The organism is Rodentibacter sp. (assembly GCF_057314195.1).
Genome location: NZ_DBHLAM010000033.1, coordinates 1 through 18,050 on the forward strand (window position 1 = coordinate 1; position 18,050 = coordinate 18,050).

Sequence of the window (18,050 nt, forward strand, 5' to 3'; positions counted from 1 at the left end):
TCGCGACCCCGACCTTGGCAAGGTCGTGCTCTACCAACTGAGCTATTCCCGCAAATTCACATCAGTGAATGGGGCGACATTATACGAATATTTTAATGCCTTGCAAGGGCAAAATTTGTAAAATGCGCCGCTTGGCGAAGTTTTAATCCAATTTGATGAAATGATCGCGATAATAAGCGAGTTCTTTGATGGATTCGCGAATATCGTCCAGAGCCAAGTGCGTGTTGCCTTTTTGGAATCCTTCCAATACTTCCGGTTTCCAACGGGCAGCAAGTTCTTTCAAGGTGCTGACATCGATATGGCGATAATGAAAATAATCCGCCAAATCCGGCATATATTGATATAAAAAACGCTTATCTTGCGCGATGCTGTTGCCGCAAATCGGCGATGCGCCTTTTGGCACCCAGCGTTTTAAAAAATCTAAGGTTTGTAATTCCGCTGCTCGTTCGGTGAGTTTGCTGGCTTTGACACGTTCCACCAAGCCGTTCGCCGTGTGCGTTTTCACGCACCAATCAGACATTTTGCCCAGCAATTCGTCACTCTGATGCACCGCCAAGACAGGGCCTTCGGCCAGAATGTTGAGATTTTTATCGGTGACGATGGTGGCAATTTCAATAATACGTTCTTTTTCCGGATCTAAGCCCGTCATTTCTAAGTCGAGCCAAATCAGATTTTGTTTATCTAATTGCATAATATAAGGTATCCTATGTGAAATTTTTTTCATTTTAGCAGAAACTTCGCAGAAAACGACCGCACTTTTATGGCTAAACGTAAACTTACCCAAAACCAAACCCGCCGTATTCAAGCTAACAACGCCAAAACCTTGCATCGTCATAAAAGAAAGGACATTGAATGGCAAGACGAAATGCTCGGCGAGTCGCAAGAAGGCATTGTGGTGACGCGTTATTCCGCGCATGCGGATGTAGAAAATGTGCAAGGCGAGGTTTATCGTTGTAATTTGCGTCGTGCTTTATCAGGCGTGGTGGTGGGCGATCATGTAGTGTGGCGTAAAGGCAATCAACAATTACAAGGCGTCAGCGGTGTAATTGAGGCAATTCATCCGCGTCATAATGAAATCGCACGTCCTGATTATTATGACGGCTTGAAACCGATTGCGGCGAATATCGACCGCATTATTATTGTTTCCGCCATGTTGCCTGCGCTTTCTTTGAATATTATTGATCGCTATCTTGTGGTATGTGAAGCCGCCCGCATTGAACCGCTGATTGTCGTCAATAAAGGTGATTTGTTGTCGCAACAGCAAGAAAAGGAAGTGGAAGCGCAACTGCAAATTTACCGCGATATCGGTTACCAAACGATAATTATTTCTGCACAAAACGGAAAAAATATGGAAAAACTGAGCGCGCTTTTAAGTGAAGGCACATCAATTTTCGTTGGGCAATCGGGCGTAGGGAAATCTAGCTTAATCAATCGCATCTTGCCGTCCGTGAATGCGGTGGTGGGAAGCATTAGCGAAACTTCGGGTTTAGGTCAGCACACGACGACCTCTTCTCGTTTATACCATTTGCCGCAAGGCGGGAATTTGATTGATTCACCGGGCATTCGTGAATTCGGTTTGTGGCATTTGGATGCGGAGCAAATTACTAAAGGTTACCGTGAATTTCAATATGTGCTTGGTACCTGTAAATTTCGCGATTGCAAACATTTGAATGATCCTGGTTGTGCATTACGCGATGCAGTGGCGGCGGGGCGCATCTCTTCAGTTCGTTATGATAATTATCATAAGCTCATAGCAAGTTTATCGGAAACCAAATCACAACGACATTTTTCTACGCTTTGATTCAACTTCTGTTTTTACGGCATAACGCAAGTTTTTTCCCGTTTTTCCTTGATTATTTAGCCTTTAGCAAGGATACTATCGCGGATTTTTTGAATCTGGCTATTTTAAAATTAAACAATTACTAAATAGAGGTAACATATGTTTTCAAAAGATGTCGAAATCACAGCTCCTAACGGTTTGCACACTCGTCCGGCTGCACAATTTGTCAAAGAAGCAAAAGGCTTTGTTTCTGATATCACTGTGACATCCGCAGGGAAAAGTGCTAGTGCGAAAAGTTTGTTTAAGTTACAAACTTTAGGTTTAACGCAAGGGACAGTGATCACTATTTCTGCAGACGGTGAAGACGAGCAACAAGCTGTCGAGCATTTAGTCGCATTAATTCCAACTTTAGAATAATTTTGAATATAGCCATAAAATCCGTTTTAAGTTTGCTCCGGTTTAGGTACTCGGGAAATGTTGCGGTATTTTATGGCTATAGTTTTGTTTGACCCCTATTAAATTGTTTCGGAAGGTGAACATGATCTCAGGTATTCCCGCATCCCCAGGTATTGTCTTTGGTAAAGCATTAGTGCTTAAAGAAGAAAAAATCGTTCTTGATACGACTAAAATTACAGATGATCAAGTTGAAGCTGAAGTGGCGCGCTTTTATGAGGGCAGAAATGCCGCTGTTGAGCAATTAAATTCCATTAAGGATCGAGCATTCGCTTCATTGGGTGAAGAAAAAGCGGCGATCTTTGAAGGCCACTTAATGATCCTTGAAGACGAAGAATTAGAAGAGGAAATTTTAGATTATCTTCGTTCACATAACGTTAACGCTAGCGTCGCAGCAAGCAAAATTATCGATCAACAAGTGGCGATGCTGTCGGAAATTGATGATGAATATTTGAAAGAGCGAGCCGGTGATATTCGTGATATCGGTAATCGTTTAATTAAAAATATTTTAGGTATGCCGATTGTCGATCTTGGCGATATTAACGAGGAATCGATTCTTGTAGCGTATGATTTAACCCCATCCGAAACTGCACAGCTTAATCTTGAGAAAGTGCTTGGCTTCATCACCGACATTGGCGGTCGTACTTCTCATACGTCTATCATGGCGCGTTCTTTAGAATTACCGGCGATTGTGGGCACAAATAATGTCACCGAACAAGTCAATACCGGTGATTTCTTAATTCTTGACGCGGTAAATAACAGAATTTATATCAATCCGACTCAAGCTCAAATTGATGAATTAAAAGCATTGGAAGCAAAGCTAGCGGAAGAAAAAGCGGAATTGGCGAAATTAAAAGATCTTCCGGCAATTACTTTAGACGGTCATAAAGTGGACGTGGTGGCAAACATCGGAACCATTCGCGACTGCGACGGCGCTAATCGTAACGGTGCTGAGGGTGTAGGGCTATATCGTACCGAATTTTTATTTATGGATCGTGATCAATTACCGACCGAAGAAGAGCAGTTCATTGCTTATAAAGAAGTGGTAGAAGCAATGGATGGCCGCTTAGTAGTACTTCGCACGATGGATATCGGCGGTGATAAAGATTTGCCGTACTTGGATTTACCGAAAGAAATGAATCCATTCTTGGGCTGGCGCGCAATTCGTATCGCTTTAGATCGTCGCGAAATTCTTCATGCACAATTACGCGCCGTGTTAAGAGCTTCCGCATTCGGTAAATTGGCGGTGATGTTCCCGATGATTATTTCGGTGGAAGAAATTCGTGAATTAAAATCCGTGATGGAAATCTTAAAAGCGGAATTGCGTACGGAAGGTAAAGCGTTTGATGAAAACATTCAAATTGGCGTGATGGTGGAAACGCCGTCTGCTGCGGTGAACGCAAAATTCTTAGCAAAAGAAGTCGATTTTTTTAGCATCGGTACTAATGACTTAACCCAATATACTTTAGCGGTCGATCGTGGTAACGAATTGATTTCTCACCTTTATAATCCAATGCAACCGTCTGTGTTGAGTTTAATTAAACAAGTCATTGATGCGTCGCACACCGAAGGTAAATGGACGGGAATGTGTGGCGAATTGGCCGGTGACGAACACGCAACCTTATTGTTGCTCGGTATGGGTTTAGACGAGTTCAGTATGAGTGCGATTTCCGTACCGCGCATTAAAAAGTTAATCCGTAACGTGAATTTCCAAGATACAAAAGCGCTTGCAGATAAGGCGTTACAGCAACCGACTGCAGCACAAATCGAGCGGTTAATTGAAGAATTTTTGGCAGAAAAAGCGCTAAACTAGATACAAAATTAAGGTTTTGCGTTAAAATGCCGGCCATCTTTAATGGATAGGAGATTAAAATGGGCTTATTTGACAAATTATTCGGTTCTAAAGAGAACAAATCGGTAGAAGTCGAAATTTATGCACCGCTTTCAGGTGAAATCGTGAATATCGAAGATGTACCTGATGTAGTGTTCTCTGAAAAAATCGTTGGTGACGGCATCGCTATCCGTCCGAAAGGCAACAAGATCGTAGCCCCGATTGATGGCGTTATCGGTAAAATTTTCGAAACCAACCACGCATTTTCAATGGAATCAAAAGAAGGGATTGAATTATTCGTTCACTTCGGCATTGATACTGTAGAATTAAAAGGCGAAGGGTTTACCCGCATCGCCCAAGAAGGCCAAGCTGTAAAACGCGGCGATACGGTGATTGAATTTGATCTTGAATTATTAGAATCCAAAGCAAAATCCGTATTAACGCCGGTTGTAGTTTCTAATATGGACGAAATTTCCAACATCGAGAAAAAAGCGGGCGAAGTGGTTGCCGGTGAATCCATCGTGTTGGTTCTCAAAAAATAGTTTTTGTTATCCCTGAAAAGTCCGCCGTTGAGCGGATTTTTTATTTCTACAAAGAGAAAATTATGATTTATAAACTCGTCGGTGCCCTCCGACATTATATTTGGGGGGGACGCCATTATATTCCGCAATTATTGAATATTCCCGCCGAAGAAAATCAACATTACGCCGAATATTGGCTAGGCGCGCATGCTTCTGCGCCCTCCGCACTTGAAACGGAAGGTAAAATTCAACCGCTTAACGACTTTGTATGCCAAAATAGCACCGCATTGGGGGCGCAAAGTACGGCGCTTTTTGGTCATGTGTTGCCGTATTTACTGAAAATTTTGGATGTGGCGAAACCGCTTTCTATTCAACTTCATCCGACGAAACAGCAAGCGGAAATTGGTTTTGCCGCAGAAAATGCTAAAGGCATTGATTTGAATGATCCAAAACGCATTTACAAAGACGATAATCACAAACCGGAAATGATGATTGCCTTATCGGATTTTTGGTTACTGCACGGTTTTAAATGCAAAGATAAAATTCTCGCCGCGTTCGAATGTCGTCCATCGCTTGCGCCATTGGCGGAAAAATTACGCAAACAAGATTTGCACGATTTCTATGCCGAGATAATGCAAGCGGATCAGGCCTCGCTAGCTCAATGGCTCGTCCCGCTGATTGAACAAAACTACGCCGCTTATACCGCCGATAAACTGGATTTAACGAATCCGGATTATTGGCTGCTTTATACAATGGATGCGATGGAGATTTCTCCACAAAAACTTGATGCGGGCTTAATTTGTTTTTATCTATTTAATATCGTTCATTGCAAAATCGGCGAAGGCATTTACCAAGAAGCCGGCATTCCACACGCTTATTTACGCGGACAAAATATCGAACTGATGGCTTGTTCAGATAATGTTATTCGCGGTGGCTTGACACCGAAATATGTGGATATTCCGGAATTGCTGAAAATCGTCGATTGCCGTGAAGTGGAGCCACAAATTATCCCGGTTGCGCCGCAAGCATCGCGCGTATTTACTTATTCCACGCCGGCAAAAGACTTCGCCTTGCAAAACATTCGATACGAATGCGGTGAAACCCACCACTTAACGACACAAAGCGCTGCAATTTTGATGGTGATGAAAGGACAAGTTAAGTTGGACTGCGCTGAGAGCACCGCATTGAACCTTGAACAAGGCGAAGCCGCTTTTATTACGGCCGGTTCTTCATATCGCGTGGAAGGCCTAATGGAAGGCTATGCAATCGTGGCGAAGCTACCTTAAGCAAAATCAATTTTAGCGATATAGCTGATGACGCTAATTTGGGCGCTGACGGCAAATTTTATGTGACGGCGCTGCTTGGCTGAACACGCCGTCATGCGCACGTATAATTTCGTTATACTCGAACATAGTAATGCCGTATTGCAAGATGGTTTCAATGCGGTGCTGAAAACGGATCTCAATGGTGCTGATGGATGGGGTTGGGCTTAGAGCGGCGCCGCGAACGCATATTTAGCCGGATATGGCTCATCGTATTAATGCGAATGCGCAAGGTAAATTGCGCATTCAGATTCATGCCGATGACAAGCGTACTTTTCACGAATTATTTTCGGTAATGGCGATAGGCCGAGTTCCTTTCCGTAACTCTTCGACTTCATCTAATAATTGAAGAATCAATCCTAGCGCCGGTACGCTGGCTTCAAAATCACGACCAATTCGTCCGGCACGGCGAATACGTCCCATTTGAAAACCGCTGAAAATAGCCTGTTCCGGATCGCCGTCCACGGTAATTACACCTTCTTCAATTAATGCCAGCAACCATTGGCGATCGCAAGCGCATACGTTTAAGATTTCATTAAAAGTCAATGTAATATCAATGTCCTTCATGTGATCTCCTCAATTCCTTATGCTGTCTTGCCGTTAAAATGTGTGGCTAAAGCTTTCCATGCTGCACGATCTGCATCGCTTTGCACGCTTGGTACGACAATGCGAATGTTCAAATACAAATCCCCTGCTTCTTTCGTCGGAATACCCTTGCCTTTCAAACGAATGCTTTTACCGCTTTGGCTGTTTTCCGGCAAGTTGATTTGTAAGCGACCGGCAACGGTATCGGCAATGATTTTACCGCCTAAGACAGCGTCCCAAGGTTTTACATCAATAATTTGATATACGTCTTTTTTATTTTTGACGTAAAGATCCGGCTTTTCGTCAAATTTTATTTTTAAGTATAGATCGCCGTTTTCACCGCCGTTTAAGCCCGGCAATCCTTGACCGCTTAATCGAATTTGTTGTCCTTCAGTAATGCCTTTCGGAATTTTGATATTCAACGTTTTCGCTTGATAAACACCGTGTCCGTATTCGTCTAGTGTTGGTACATTTAAGGTTACGCTACGTGCCGCGCCGTTATAAGCGGTAGCGATGTCGATGGTAAATTCTGCATGTTGATCGTCGCCTTTTATTGGGCCGGTTTGACGCGCACGTGCTTGCGCCGTACGACCAAATGAACCAAATAAATCCTCAAAATTGAAATTAGCTTGTCCAAAAGCGCCATCGCCGTTGGAATGGAATTCATAACGATGAAATCCACCGCCTTCACTGCGGAATGGATTACCCCGACTAAACGGATTAGCACCTTGAGCCGCACCATAAGGGTTGGCCAACATTTCATCATACTCAGCGCGTTTTTCTTGATCTTTTAAAATCTCGTAAGCCTCATTGACTTCCGCCGTTTTTTTCACCGCATCGGGATCTTTACTCACATCAGGGTGATATTGACGCACTAATTTGCGATATGCTTTTTTAATGGTATTGAGATCGGCATCTTTTGCTACGCCCAATACATCGTAATAATTTTTCTCCGCCATACTTTTCCTTTTTATTTCCTTTTTAAATCTTAATAACTAAGGGGCTATTACAATTACACGCCTCAGAAAACATGATGTAAGTTAAATAAGGATTATGATTCGAATTTAAAGTATTAATCGAAAATTTCTATTAAAAATTTAACAAATTCGAGGTAACGGCTCATTAGTCGGTAAATCCAGTAAACGACTTTGTCCGAACACGCCCATTAAACGTATTTTTTTATCTGTCGTCATTTCACCAATCACAGCAGCATTTTTGCCTAACGGGTGCGCATGAAGTGCAGTCAAAATTTCCGGTGTTTTGTTTGCCGAAGCGACAATCACAAGTTTCCCTTCGTTGGCGAAGTTTAAGGCTTCAAGTCCGAGCAATTCACAAATACCTCGCACTTCTTGGCGAATTGGCAACGCCTGCTCATCAATATGAATGCCCAACGCTTGCGCATTAGCATACTCATGTAGCACCGCATTGACACCGCCACGGGTGGCATCGCGCACGGCTTTCACACCGTCGATCTCGCGTAAGCATTCAATTAACGGATAAAGTACTGCGCAGTCGCTGTGCAAATCCGTTTGAATGCCTAATTTTTCGCGTAAATTTAAAATGGTCGCCCCGTGATCACCGATGGTGCCACTGACGATAATTTTATCACCCGCCTGAATTTGATGAACGCCCCAGTCCAGCCCTTTTAGAATAACACCGATGCCGCTGGTATTGATAAATATCTTATCCACTGCGCCTTTTTGCACCACTTTGGTATCACCGGTTACCACTTGAATACCGGCTGCCTTTGCGGTTTCCGCCATAGATTGAATAATTTGTTGCAGTTCGCTAAGCGGCAAGCCTTCTTCTAAAATAAAGCCGGCAGAAAGATATTTCGGTACCGCACCGCATACTGAGACATCATTCGCTGTACCGCACACTGCCAGTTTGCCGATGTCGCCGCCCGGGAAGAAAATAGGATCAATCACAAAACTATCGGTACTAAACGAAAGGATTTCGCCTTGTTGTGTCAGCTCGGCCAAAGGAATACGCGCTTGATCTTCGCCTTGCGCTAAAATCGGGTTGGCAAAGGCTTTCATAAAATAATCTTGAATTAATTGTTGCATTGCCGCACCACCGTTACCGTGCGCCATGGTGATAATATTACTCATTCTTTATTCTCTACGATATTGATAATAGGCCGCGCAAGCACCTTCGGAAGATACCATTAATGCGCCGTAAGCATTATCCGGATTGCAATTGGTGCCGAATAGCGGGCAATCGGAGGGTTTGCAGCGTCCGGTCAGCACATCGCCGCAGCGAGAATTTGGATCGTCGGCCACTTGTTGCGCTTGGCTTTGGAAGTAAATTTCGGCGTCAAATTGGCGATAAGCCTCAGTAAGTTCCACGCCGGATTGTTCAATTTCGCCTAATCCGCGCCATTCGCTGCTTTCTTTTAGTTGAAATACTTCTTGCATGGCGTGTTGTGCAAGCAAATTGCCGTGATTATCCACAATGCGTTTATATTGGTTTTCGATTTCGCAACGGCCATCCACAAATTGCCGAATAAGCATTACAATCGCTTGTAAAATATCTAAGGGTTCAAAACCGGTAATTACAAAGGGTTTGTGATATTTATCGACAATACTTTGATACGGCTTCGTGCCTATTACCATACTTACATGTCCCGGTGCGATGAAGCCGTCAATTTTCACTTGATCTTGCGCCAACAAACTGTGCAAAGTCGGAATAATGGTGATGTTCTGGCAGACAATCCAGAAATTCTTCGTGCTCAGTTTTTTCGCTTGTTGCAGTGTAACCGCCGCGCTTGGCATCGTGGTTTCAAAGCCAAGGGAAAAGAACACCACTTTTTTATCAGGATTATTTTGCGCGATATTTAACGCATCCAAGGGTGAATATACGATTCGTACATCCGCGCCTTTGGCTTTCGCTTCTAACAGCGAACCTTGACGACCTTTCACACGCATAGCGTCGCCGAAAGTGCAGAAAATCACATCGGGTTTGAGCGCAATTTCAATGCATACATCAATTCGCCCCATCGGTAATACGCATACCGGGCAGCCGGGGCCATGGATAAACTCAATACTTTTCGGCAATAAGCGATCTAAGCCGAATTTAAAAATCGTATGCGTATGACCGCCGCACACTTCCATTAAATACAGTGGGTTTTCCTCTGTGAAGTGTGGGAGCTTTTCCATCAGTTTTTCAAGTTGCGTCACTAAACTGCGAGCGAGCTCAGGATCGCGAAATTCATCGACAAATCGCATTAACTATCCTTGTTTTCTTTGGTTTTCTAGCCAGTTCAACCAATCGCCCAGGCCTTGTTCCGTGGTGGCGGAAAGTTGAATCACTTCAATACTTGGATTCACGCGTTTCGCATTGGCAATGCATTGCGCTACGTCGAAATTTAAATACGGCAATAAATCCACTTTATTCAGAATCATCAAACCGGAAGCGGCAAACATATGTGGATATTTCAAGGGCTTATCTTCGCCTTCGGTCACGGACAAAATCACCACCTTAGCTTTTTCACCGAGATCAAACTCTGACGGACAAACCAAATTTCCTACATTTTCAATAAACAGAATACTATCGGCTTTTGGACGTAATTTCACCATAGCCTCACCGATCATTTGCGCATCCAAATGACAGCCTTTGCCTGTGTTTACTTGAATTGCCGGCACGCCGGTAGCGCGAATGCGATCGGCATCATTTTCCGTTTGTTGGTCGCCTTCAATCACATAGCAAGTACAGTCGTTTTTCAACGCATTTAGCGTAGTTGTTAAAAGCGTGGTTTTGCCGGAACCGGGGCTGGATACCAGATTTAATGCCAAAATATGTTGTTTTTCAAAAAAAGCACGGTTGTGATCTGCTAGCCGATTATTTTTGCCTAATACATCTTGTTCGATTTTTAGCAGACGTTTTTGCGTATCATCTGGTTCGGTGGGCTTGTTGAAATGAAAGGTAGAATGAGAAAAATTTGGCGTTGTATATTCTTGCGCATCGTCGTCAGAATGACGATGCGGCAGCTCGCCAATGCGGACCTGATCCGGATGTCCGCAGCCACAGGTTGTACACATAAATCCTCCGTTGCTGGATGTTGAAATCAGATTTCAACAAATTTGCAACAAGGATAACACAATCAAAGTCTCTGTTTTTGATAGAGATCATAAACTAATAATTTCGTCCGCTAAGCGGTGGATAAATCCTTGATGATGCGAGGAAATCAGCATTGGCAAACGCAATTCGCGCAACAATGCAAGCAATTTTTCGCTATTTTTTCGATCCAGCCCGTTGGTCGGTTCATCCAATAGTAAAATTTTTGGTCGCATCGCCAACACGCCGGCAAGGGCGGTGAAATTTTTCTCGCCACCGGAAAGCGTGTGCACCGTACGATCTTTTAAATGCTCGATACCAAGACGCTCAAGTTGTTGCTCGGCAATCCGATAAGCCTGTTCACGCGCGATGTTTTGATTCAAGGGGCCAAATGCCACATCATCCAATACCGTCGGGCCGAATAGTTGATCATCGGCATTTTGGAAACAAATGCCGATCGGACCGCGAAACGGCGCAAAGTCCTTTTCTCGGCGGCAAATTTTTCCGAATAGGCTGATTTCGCCTCGTGTAATCGGTACAAAACCGAGCAATGCTAGTAGCAAGGTGGTTTTGCCGGTGCCGATTTCGCCTTGTACAAACAAGCGGGTTTGCCCCGCCAAAGTGAAACTTAGATCGTTAATAATCGGCGTGCCATGGCGTTCAATACAAAGATTTTTAACGGACAACATTTTCGTTTTCCTTCTTTTGAGTGAATTGAAAGCCGCGACATTTCAACGCAATTTGCGCCGTTTCCGCTTTTAATAAGGCATGAATTAATAATAACGTAACCGACTGTGCAATCACATAAAGGGTACGACGATTCACGCCAGGACGAAATCCGCGCGCGCGCATTGCGCGATCCATTTTTTGGCGAAGCTTACTCAAAAGCGCAATATACCGCACCGTTAAAATAAACAGTTGCAATAATTTTTTCGGCAACGGCAATTTGCTCAATGATTGTAACAGCACCGCATCGCTAATGTTCCATAAAAAAAGCCAAAGGGAAAACAGCAGTAAATTCATACGCAGGGTTAAGATTTCGGCCAGCAAAATGCCTTGCGGATTGAGTTCAATGCGGTTCTGTTCGATGCGCCAACTTAACGTTGCCCAAATCAAGGCGATAAAAATCAGTAAGGCGATCCCGCGTTTACAATAAGGCGATAGAGATTTTTGACTGCGCAAAAGTAAGATGGCGAAGGTTAAAATCAGCACCGCATTGAGCCCAATCAAGTAGGCGAAGTCCGTTAGAACGCTAATGATTAAGCCCCAAAAAAACAGTCCAATAAGGCGCCAATGCGGTGCTAAAAAGGAAGACTGGGAAAAGTGCGGCAGACAATGGCTGAGATTTTTGTTCATGAGGGTGCTAATACGGAAGGATTTAGCGCGTCGGGGTACATTTTGCACAGTAGGCTAATCACACCAACGCTAATTACGCTATCTAACACAAATACCGGCAAGTGCGAAGCCAAAAGTAACCAGACTAGATCCGTGTAGCTTTTGCCGCCATCCAGCATTAATTCCAAAGAGGCTAAGGCCGCCGCGCCGCCTACACCAACGACGCCCGCCCCGATACCGACAAGCAGACGATCTTTTAGGCTCATTTGCGGGCGTAAACGCGCGCGCCATAAATAATGGGCGATGACGGCGGGAATCGCCATAATACACAGATTTACGCCCAATACGGCAAAGCCGCCGAAGGAGAAAAACAAAACTTGCAACAATAATGCAATCAGAAACGCGGGAAATACCGTCCAACCGAGGAAAAGCCCAGCCATGCCGTTTAATATCAAATGTACGCTGCCGATGCCGACCGGCACGTGAATGGTGCCGGCCACAAAAAATGCGGCGGCGAATAATGCGGTAAGCGGTAAGCGCTCTTGTTCAAGTTTGCGCAAACCAATTGCGATGCCCCCTGCTGCGAGCACCGCATTGGCCAATAGAACCGGTGCGTGTAGTACGCCTTCAGATAAATGCATCAGATTCGTTCCTTCTCAATTTCGCTTTTGCTTTTCCGTGCGTTCCACCACGCAAATAGGCCGATAATTCCGACGATATAACCGATGCCGCCCAAAATATCGCGCAGATAAATTTGGGTTTTTAAATGAGCGATGTCTTCACGCAATAACATCAAATCCGCTCCCTTGTTATTTGAAGTGGCGATGCGATCGGCCGTAATGGTCGCACGATGTCCTTCTTCGCCTTCTACCACCACTTTTAATGTGCTATTTGCAATATCCGGCACGGTCAGATTAAACGCGCCCTGCGCATCCGTTTTACCCGCTAAAATCGGTTCTTCGACGCCGGAACGTTGCACTTCCAAATAGGTTTCGGCAGCAGGCGTCATATCGGAATAATAGGCTTTGCCGGAAAGCATTTGCCCATCATATTGGGCAAATACATGAAGTGCGTGGGCTTGTGCGTGCGCCACGAAGAAAAGACTTAAAAGTGCAGTGAAAAACGACAAAATTTTCATAAACCTTCCGATTAATTGGCGTCAAAAGTCAGCATGTATTCAATTGAACGGCGATCGTAATCCGGATTATTCGACACAGCTTCATTAAATTCCGCCCAAACTTTATTGGCACCTTTACGCGGAGTAAATTCGGCGATGCCTTTCTCATCGGTTAAATTAAACGGTGCGTCTTCACCGGTGCCAACTTTAATTCCTTGCACCGGTTTGCCGTTGTGTAACACAAGAATGGCAAGCGGTTTACCGGCCTCGGCTACACTTTGAGGTATCAGTTCGTAGGCCACGTTATGCGCGTTAAAGGCTTGTTCACCCCATTTTAGAATCGCTTTGCCAAATTTTATCGGATTAGTGCTAAATTCCGCGTTTGGTGCTTCGCGTTTGGTTTTTTCTACATATTTACCGTTCGGCAATTTTGACCAAACGCCATTGTTAAATTCAAGGAATACGAGTTCGGATTGGGGTGTCAAATAGGCTTCGCCATTTTTGAATCGGTACTCAAGCGGGATTAATTTTCCTTGAGAATTTAAGACTTGGATCGATTGGATTTTGGATTGCGGATAATTTTCGGTTTCTTCGTGGCCGAATTTCATCACGTATTCGCCTTTCGATGACGTGGGTTCTAGCCATACATTATGCGCCTTGGCGAAGGTGGCGGCTAAAAGTATGGCCAAATTCAAGGCAATTTTTTTGAATTCCATTTTTTTCTCCTTTACTTTATTACGAAATTAGAACTTATAATAAAATATGAAGTAACTTCAGAGTCAAGCACTATTTAGGAGAGAAGATGAGAATAGGTCAATTAGCCAATGCATTGGGCTGTACCGTAGAAACCATTCGTTTCTATGAGAAACAAGGTTTACTGCCGGCACCGCATCGCACCAACGGCAATTTCCGCAAATACGATGAAGAACACGTTCAACGTCTTTCTTTTATTTGCAATTGCCGTAGTTTGGATTTATCCCTTAATGAAATTAAAACCCTGCTTTCATTGGAAAATCACAACGAACAACGCACTGAAGAAATTAATCGTTTACTTGACCGTCATATTAAAGATGTTGCCAAACGCATCCATGAGCTTGCCCATTTGCGTATGAAACTTATTGAATTAAAAGAAAAAACCATTGGTACGGATGAAGATCCAATGAAATTATTACTACAACATAGTGTGAGATTTGTACGGTTATAATTCAGGCATACCTCAACTTTTATGATCTAAATCACAAAACTTATTTTTAGTATTTTGGCTACGTTCCATTGATAACCCCTAAGTGTTAGAATTCCAACGACTTTTTTATTCTATTGACAGGAGTATCACAATGGCATTTCGTATTGAAAAAGACACTATGGGTGAAGTTCAGGTTCCGGCGGATAAGTATTGGGCGGCGCAAACCGAACGATCCCGCAATAATTTTAAAATTGGTCCTGCGGCTTCTATGCCACATGAAGTGATCGAAGCCTTTGGTTATTTGAAAAAAGCGGCAGCATTCGCGAATACCGATCTCGGCGTGTTGCCTGCGGAAAAACGTGATTTAATCGCACAAGCTTGCGATGAAATTTTGGCAGGCAAATTAGACGATCAATTCCCATTGGTGATTTGGCAAACCGGTTCCGGTACACAGTCCAACATGAATGTGAACGAAGTGGTGGCAAACCGTGCTCATGTGTTACACGGCGGCAAATTGGGCGAAAAATCCATTATTCACCCGAATGATGATGTGAACAAATCTCAATCCTCCAACGATACCTTCCCGACCGCAATGCACATTGCCGCATACAAAAAAGTGGTCGAAACCACCATTCCTGCGGTAGAGCGCTTACAAAAAACCTTTGCAGCAAAATCTGAAGCATTTAAAAATGTGGTGAAAATCGGTCGTACCCACTTAATGGACGCCACGCCGCTCACATTAGGTCAGGAATTTTCCGCTTATGCGGCGCAATTACATTTCGGTTTGCTTGCGTTAAAAAACACTCTGCCACATTTGCGCCAATTAGCCCTTGGTGGCACGGCAGTGGGCACCGGTTTGAACACACCGAAAGGTTATGACGTGAAAGTGGCGGAATACATCGCTAAATTCACCGGTTTGCCATTCATCACCGCCGAAAACAAATTTGAAGCCTTGGCGGCGCATGATGCCATCGTGGAAACCCACGGCGCATTACGTCAACTTGCTATGAGCTTATTCAAAATTGCTAACGACATTCGTTTATTGGCCTCCGGTCCACGCTCCGGTATCGGTGAAATCTTAATTCCGGAAAACGAACCGGGCTCTTCCATCATGCCGGGCAAAGTGAACCCGACTCAATGCGAAGCCATGACCATGGTGTGCGCACAAGTGTTCGGTAATGACACCACTATTGCATTCGTGGGCTCACAAGGCCACTTCCAGTTGAATGTGTTCAATCCGGTGATGATCGCCAACTTCCTGCAATCCGCGCAATTGTTGGCAGACGTCTGCGTGTCCTTCGACGAGCACTGTGCAACCGGTATCGAACCTAACTATCCGCGTATTAAACAACAGCTTGAAAATTCATTAATGTTGGTGACTGCGCTGAATACGCACATCGGTTATGAAAACGCAGCGAAAATTGCCAAAACCGCACACAAAAACGGCACAACTCTTCGTGAAGAAGCCATTAATCTTGGTTTGGTTTCTGCTGAAGATTTCGACAAATGGGTGCGTCCGGAAGACATGGTGGGCAGTTTGAAATAAACTAAACGATAAAAATCACAGTCAAAGGCGAGTACTGACTCGCCTTTTTATTTGTGGTTTTTCAAGGGCTTTTGTTATAATTCGTGCATCTCAAATTATGAAATAACGATATGAAAATCAGATTTCTTTTTGCCGCAATTTTTGCGTTCCTTTCAACCGAGCTTTCTGCCCATTGGTTGCCTGTTGGTAATGCCGAATATACTTGGGGGCCTTTTCATGTTTACAGTGTCGGACTTTTTTCCGAAACCGGCTCTTATCAAAATAATCAGCGCCCATTAATGTTTTCCATCAAATATGAAAAACCGATTGAAGGTAAAAATTTTGCCATTACGTTGATTAAAGAAATGGAAGCCCAACAAATTAGTGCAGATGACACCACGGAATGGTTGAAAAAAATGCAGCAAATTTTCCCTGACTTTTCACCAAACGATATTTTAAATTTTGTCGCTTTAGAAGATAAAGGTTATTTCATCGCGAACGATACAGTATTGGATCACGAATTTGATGCTAAATTCACTCAAGCTTTTATTGATATTTGGCTTTCACCGAAAAGCAGTTTTGTGAAACTTCAACCACAGCTTTTGGGCAAAGAAAAAAGCGGTCAAGATAATAAAGAATTTCAACATCAGCCGGCGAGCGAGCCTTTCGATGAAGAGAATGCCATGCCTGAATTACCGCCGAATTATGATCCAAAAAATAATCTGAAGGGGTAAAACAATAACAGGCGAACAGTTAATTCGCCTTTCTCTGTTACAAAACAGCCTTTTCCAAAAATAAAATCATCTCTAAAGCTACATTGACGCCACTGGTTTTCTCGATCATTTCCAAACCGGGGCTGGCATTGACTTCAAGCACTAACAAACCCTGTTTCGAGCGAATTAAATCTACACCGGCAACAGCCAATCCTAGGGCTTTTGCAGCTTTTATAGCAATTTGTTTTTCATCTTCGGACAGCGTTATTTTATTTGCACTTCCGCCGCGGTGAAAATTAGCGCGGAATTCTCCTTCCGGTCCGATACGTTGCATACTTGCCACCACTTTGTCGCCGATTACAAAACAGCGAATATCCTTACCGCGAGCCTCCTCTACAAAATCTTGCAATAACACCGGTACGCCGGCCTCTTTGAGTAACTCCAAAATGGCAACCGCATTGGAAGCTTGTTCCGCCAGTACGACACCGATTCCTTGCGAACCATTAAGGGTTTTAATGACCAACGGTTCAGCCATTTTTCGTATCGCCGTTTTAGGCAAAACCTCAGATCCGCTTAATTGGGTATGTGGCACCGCGATACCTTGCTCACTTAGAATTTGTAAACTGCGCCATTTATCGCGAGCGGCTAAAAAGGCCTGTTCGGAATTTAAACAATAGATTCCTTTTGCTTGAAAATGGCGTAACACCGCACAGCCTGTTTTCGTGCTGGCGGTACCAAACCGCGGTAGCACCGCATCGTAAGCGGGTAAACGATAAGGTTCACCTTCCAGCGGTTGATAGTCAATTTCAAAACGCGGTAAATTTCCCGTGAGTTTTAATAGACAGCGGTTCGGATCCAAAATCTCCATTTCATGGCCGCGCTGCTCGGCGCTTTGTTTTAATCGTTGGCAACTATACAAACGCGGTTCGCGACAAAGCATTAACAATTTCATAGGCGATTCCCAAATTAAAAGGCGATACATTATACCAATCGTAACAATGCCGAAAAACTGTTTATAGGTTTGTAAAAAAAGGGTAGAATCGCGCCGATTTTTTATATCAACAAAAGGAAAAAACTATGTTTGTCGTTATTTTTGGCCGTCCGGGCTGCCCGTATTGCGTACGCGCAAAAAATCTTGCGGAAAAATTAAAAGGTGAAGTAGCCGATTTCGATTATCGTTATGTGGATATCCATGCGGAAGGTATTACTAAAGAGGATTTATCGAAATCCGTCGGAAAACCGGTTGAAACCGTGCCGCAGATCTTTATTGATGAAAAGCCAATCGGCGGTTGTACCGATTTTGAAGCCTTAATGAAAGAACAATTCGGTATCGTAGCTTAATAATATTGTGCTTTAGCCGTTTAACTTAAGGTTTATTTTACAGCGCGAAGTGCGGTCGATTTTCAGTGAGTTTTAAAAGAACTCCCGGTATTATGTAGCAGTTGCACAAAGATTTAACCGATTAAAAACCTTAAAATCCCTATTGAAATTTTAACTCGATAGGGATTTTTATTATGGCACAAAAGTTGCTGAAACACGAGTTAGTGGAATGCCTATTAAAGCTAAAAGAAAAGCAAGATGAGCTGACGGTGCAAATGCAGTGTTTGTCACAAGAGATTAACGCATTAG

The 18,050-nt window shown here is 43.7% G+C and carries 22 protein-coding genes; 10 read left to right on the forward strand and 12 right to left on the reverse strand.

The window, feature by feature from the left end:
* Positions 1–142: 142 nt before the first annotated feature.
* Positions 143–691 carry an oligoribonuclease gene (gene orn, locus ACO59Y_RS05050; RefSeq protein ID WP_486131206.1) on the reverse strand — a complete coding sequence of 183 codons (549 nt, stop codon included), beginning with the start codon at positions 689–691 and terminating at the stop codon, positions 143–145.
* 69 nt (positions 692–760) lie between these two features.
* On the opposite strand from orn, the gene rsgA reads away from it, so the two are divergent.
* The 6 genes from rsgA to ACO59Y_RS05080 all read left to right on the forward strand — a co-directional run bounded on the left by rsgA (position 761) and on the right by ACO59Y_RS05080 (position 6,078).
* Positions 761–1,801, forward strand: coding sequence for a small ribosomal subunit biogenesis GTPase RsgA (rsgA, locus tag ACO59Y_RS05055; RefSeq protein ID WP_486131208.1), 1,041 nt, complete (start codon positions 761–763; stop codon positions 1,799–1,801).
* Positions 1,802–1,939: 138 nt separating this feature from the next.
* Positions 1,940–2,197, forward strand: a complete 258-nt coding sequence (ptsH, locus tag ACO59Y_RS05060) for a phosphocarrier protein Hpr (protein WP_373603914.1) — start codon at positions 1,940–1,942, stop codon at positions 2,195–2,197.
* 121 nt (positions 2,198–2,318) lie between these two features.
* A complete protein-coding gene (gene ptsI, locus ACO59Y_RS05065; RefSeq protein ID WP_486131211.1) occupies positions 2,319–4,046 on the forward strand; it encodes a phosphoenolpyruvate-protein phosphotransferase PtsI in 1,728 nt (575 codons plus the stop codon).
* 59 nt (positions 4,047–4,105) lie between these two features.
* Complete coding sequence (crr, locus tag ACO59Y_RS05070) at positions 4,106–4,606, forward strand: PTS glucose transporter subunit IIA (RefSeq protein ID WP_486131213.1); 501 nt, start codon at positions 4,106–4,108, stop codon at positions 4,604–4,606.
* A gap of 62 nt (positions 4,607–4,668) precedes the next feature.
* Positions 4,669–5,871: a mannose-6-phosphate isomerase, class I gene (gene manA / locus ACO59Y_RS05075; RefSeq protein WP_486131215.1), complete on the forward strand. Its 1,203-nt coding sequence runs from the start codon at positions 4,669–4,671 to the stop codon at positions 5,869–5,871.
* A gap of 75 nt (positions 5,872–5,946) precedes the next feature.
* Positions 5,947–6,078 carry a hypothetical protein gene (locus tag ACO59Y_RS05080; RefSeq protein WP_486131217.1) on the forward strand — a complete coding sequence of 44 codons (132 nt, stop codon included), beginning with the start codon at positions 5,947–5,949 and terminating at the stop codon, positions 6,076–6,078.
* A gap of 105 nt (positions 6,079–6,183) precedes the next feature.
* On the opposite strand, the gene ACO59Y_RS05085 is transcribed toward ACO59Y_RS05080, so the two are convergent.
* The 10 genes from ACO59Y_RS05085 to ACO59Y_RS05130 form a co-directional block, all read right to left on the reverse strand.
* Entirely contained in the window at positions 6,184–6,474 is a 291-nt protein-coding gene (locus ACO59Y_RS05085) for a chaperone modulator CbpM (RefSeq protein WP_373603918.1), read from the reverse strand.
* A gap of 17 nt (positions 6,475–6,491) precedes the next feature.
* Positions 6,492–7,451, reverse strand: coding sequence for a DnaJ C-terminal domain-containing protein (locus ACO59Y_RS05090; protein ID WP_486131220.1), 960 nt, complete (start codon positions 7,449–7,451; stop codon positions 6,492–6,494).
* A 138-nt stretch (positions 7,452–7,589) separates the two neighbouring features.
* A complete protein-coding gene (gene hypE, locus ACO59Y_RS05095; RefSeq protein WP_486131221.1) occupies positions 7,590–8,603 on the reverse strand; it encodes a hydrogenase expression/formation protein HypE in 1,014 nt (337 codons plus the stop codon).
* A gap of 3 nt (positions 8,604–8,606) precedes the next feature.
* On the reverse strand, positions 8,607–9,719 hold the full coding sequence (gene hypD, locus ACO59Y_RS05100) for a hydrogenase formation protein HypD (RefSeq protein WP_486131223.1): 1,113 nt from the start codon (positions 9,717–9,719) through the stop codon (positions 8,607–8,609).
* Between the two features lie 3 nt (positions 9,720–9,722).
* Complete coding sequence (gene hypB, locus ACO59Y_RS05105) at positions 9,723–10,532, reverse strand: hydrogenase nickel incorporation protein HypB (protein ID WP_486131225.1); 810 nt, start codon at positions 10,530–10,532, stop codon at positions 9,723–9,725.
* Positions 10,533–10,619: 87 nt separating this feature from the next.
* Complete coding sequence (locus ACO59Y_RS05110) at positions 10,620–11,237, reverse strand: energy-coupling factor ABC transporter ATP-binding protein (RefSeq protein WP_486131227.1); 618 nt, start codon at positions 11,235–11,237, stop codon at positions 10,620–10,622.
* Positions 11,224–11,904 carry an energy-coupling factor transporter transmembrane component T family protein gene (locus tag ACO59Y_RS05115; protein ID WP_486131229.1) on the reverse strand — a complete coding sequence of 227 codons (681 nt, stop codon included), beginning with the start codon at positions 11,902–11,904 and terminating at the stop codon, positions 11,224–11,226. The genes ACO59Y_RS05110 and ACO59Y_RS05115 overlap by 14 nt, the downstream gene beginning before the upstream one ends.
* Complete coding sequence (cbiM, locus tag ACO59Y_RS05120) at positions 11,901–12,524, reverse strand: cobalt transporter CbiM (protein ID WP_486131231.1); 624 nt, start codon at positions 12,522–12,524, stop codon at positions 11,901–11,903. Before cbiM ends, ACO59Y_RS05115 begins: the two co-directional genes overlap by 4 nt.
* Positions 12,524–13,021 carry a carboxypeptidase regulatory-like domain-containing protein gene (locus tag ACO59Y_RS05125; RefSeq protein ID WP_486131233.1) on the reverse strand — a complete coding sequence of 166 codons (498 nt, stop codon included), beginning with the start codon at positions 13,019–13,021 and terminating at the stop codon, positions 12,524–12,526. Before ACO59Y_RS05125 ends, cbiM begins: the two co-directional genes overlap by 1 nt.
* Before the next feature lie 11 nt (positions 13,022–13,032).
* Positions 13,033–13,716 (reverse strand): DUF4198 domain-containing protein, encoded by a 684-nt coding sequence (locus tag ACO59Y_RS05130; protein WP_486131235.1) that lies wholly within the window; start codon positions 13,714–13,716, stop codon positions 13,033–13,035.
* Between the two features lie 86 nt (positions 13,717–13,802).
* Here ACO59Y_RS05130 and ACO59Y_RS05135 point away from each other — a divergent pair, with 86 nt between their 5' ends.
* The 3 genes from ACO59Y_RS05135 to ACO59Y_RS05145 all read left to right on the forward strand — a co-directional run bounded on the left by ACO59Y_RS05135 (position 13,803) and on the right by ACO59Y_RS05145 (position 16,442).
* The gene (locus tag ACO59Y_RS05135) at positions 13,803–14,204 is read left to right on the forward strand and encodes a Cd(II)/Pb(II)-responsive transcriptional regulator (protein WP_486131237.1); all 402 of its coding nucleotides are present in this window, start codon (positions 13,803–13,805) and stop codon (positions 14,202–14,204) included.
* A gap of 130 nt (positions 14,205–14,334) precedes the next feature.
* Entirely contained in the window at positions 14,335–15,729 is a 1,395-nt protein-coding gene (gene fumC / locus ACO59Y_RS05140) for a class II fumarate hydratase (protein ID WP_373603929.1), read from the forward strand.
* A 110-nt stretch (positions 15,730–15,839) separates the two neighbouring features.
* Positions 15,840–16,442: a chalcone isomerase family protein gene (locus tag ACO59Y_RS05145; protein ID WP_486131239.1), complete on the forward strand. Its 603-nt coding sequence runs from the start codon at positions 15,840–15,842 to the stop codon at positions 16,440–16,442.
* Between the two features lie 37 nt (positions 16,443–16,479).
* Here the strand turns inward: ACO59Y_RS05145 and ACO59Y_RS05150 are convergent, their stop codons facing one another.
* Positions 16,480–17,373 carry a RimK family alpha-L-glutamate ligase gene (locus ACO59Y_RS05150; RefSeq protein ID WP_486131241.1) on the reverse strand — a complete coding sequence of 298 codons (894 nt, stop codon included), beginning with the start codon at positions 17,371–17,373 and terminating at the stop codon, positions 16,480–16,482.
* Between the two features lie 125 nt (positions 17,374–17,498).
* Between ACO59Y_RS05150 and ACO59Y_RS05155 the strand changes: the two genes are divergently transcribed.
* The gene (locus tag ACO59Y_RS05155; protein ID WP_005628952.1) at positions 17,499–17,762 is read left to right on the forward strand and encodes a GrxA family glutaredoxin; all 264 of its coding nucleotides are present in this window, start codon (positions 17,499–17,501) and stop codon (positions 17,760–17,762) included.
* Positions 17,763–18,050 lie beyond the last annotated feature (288 nt).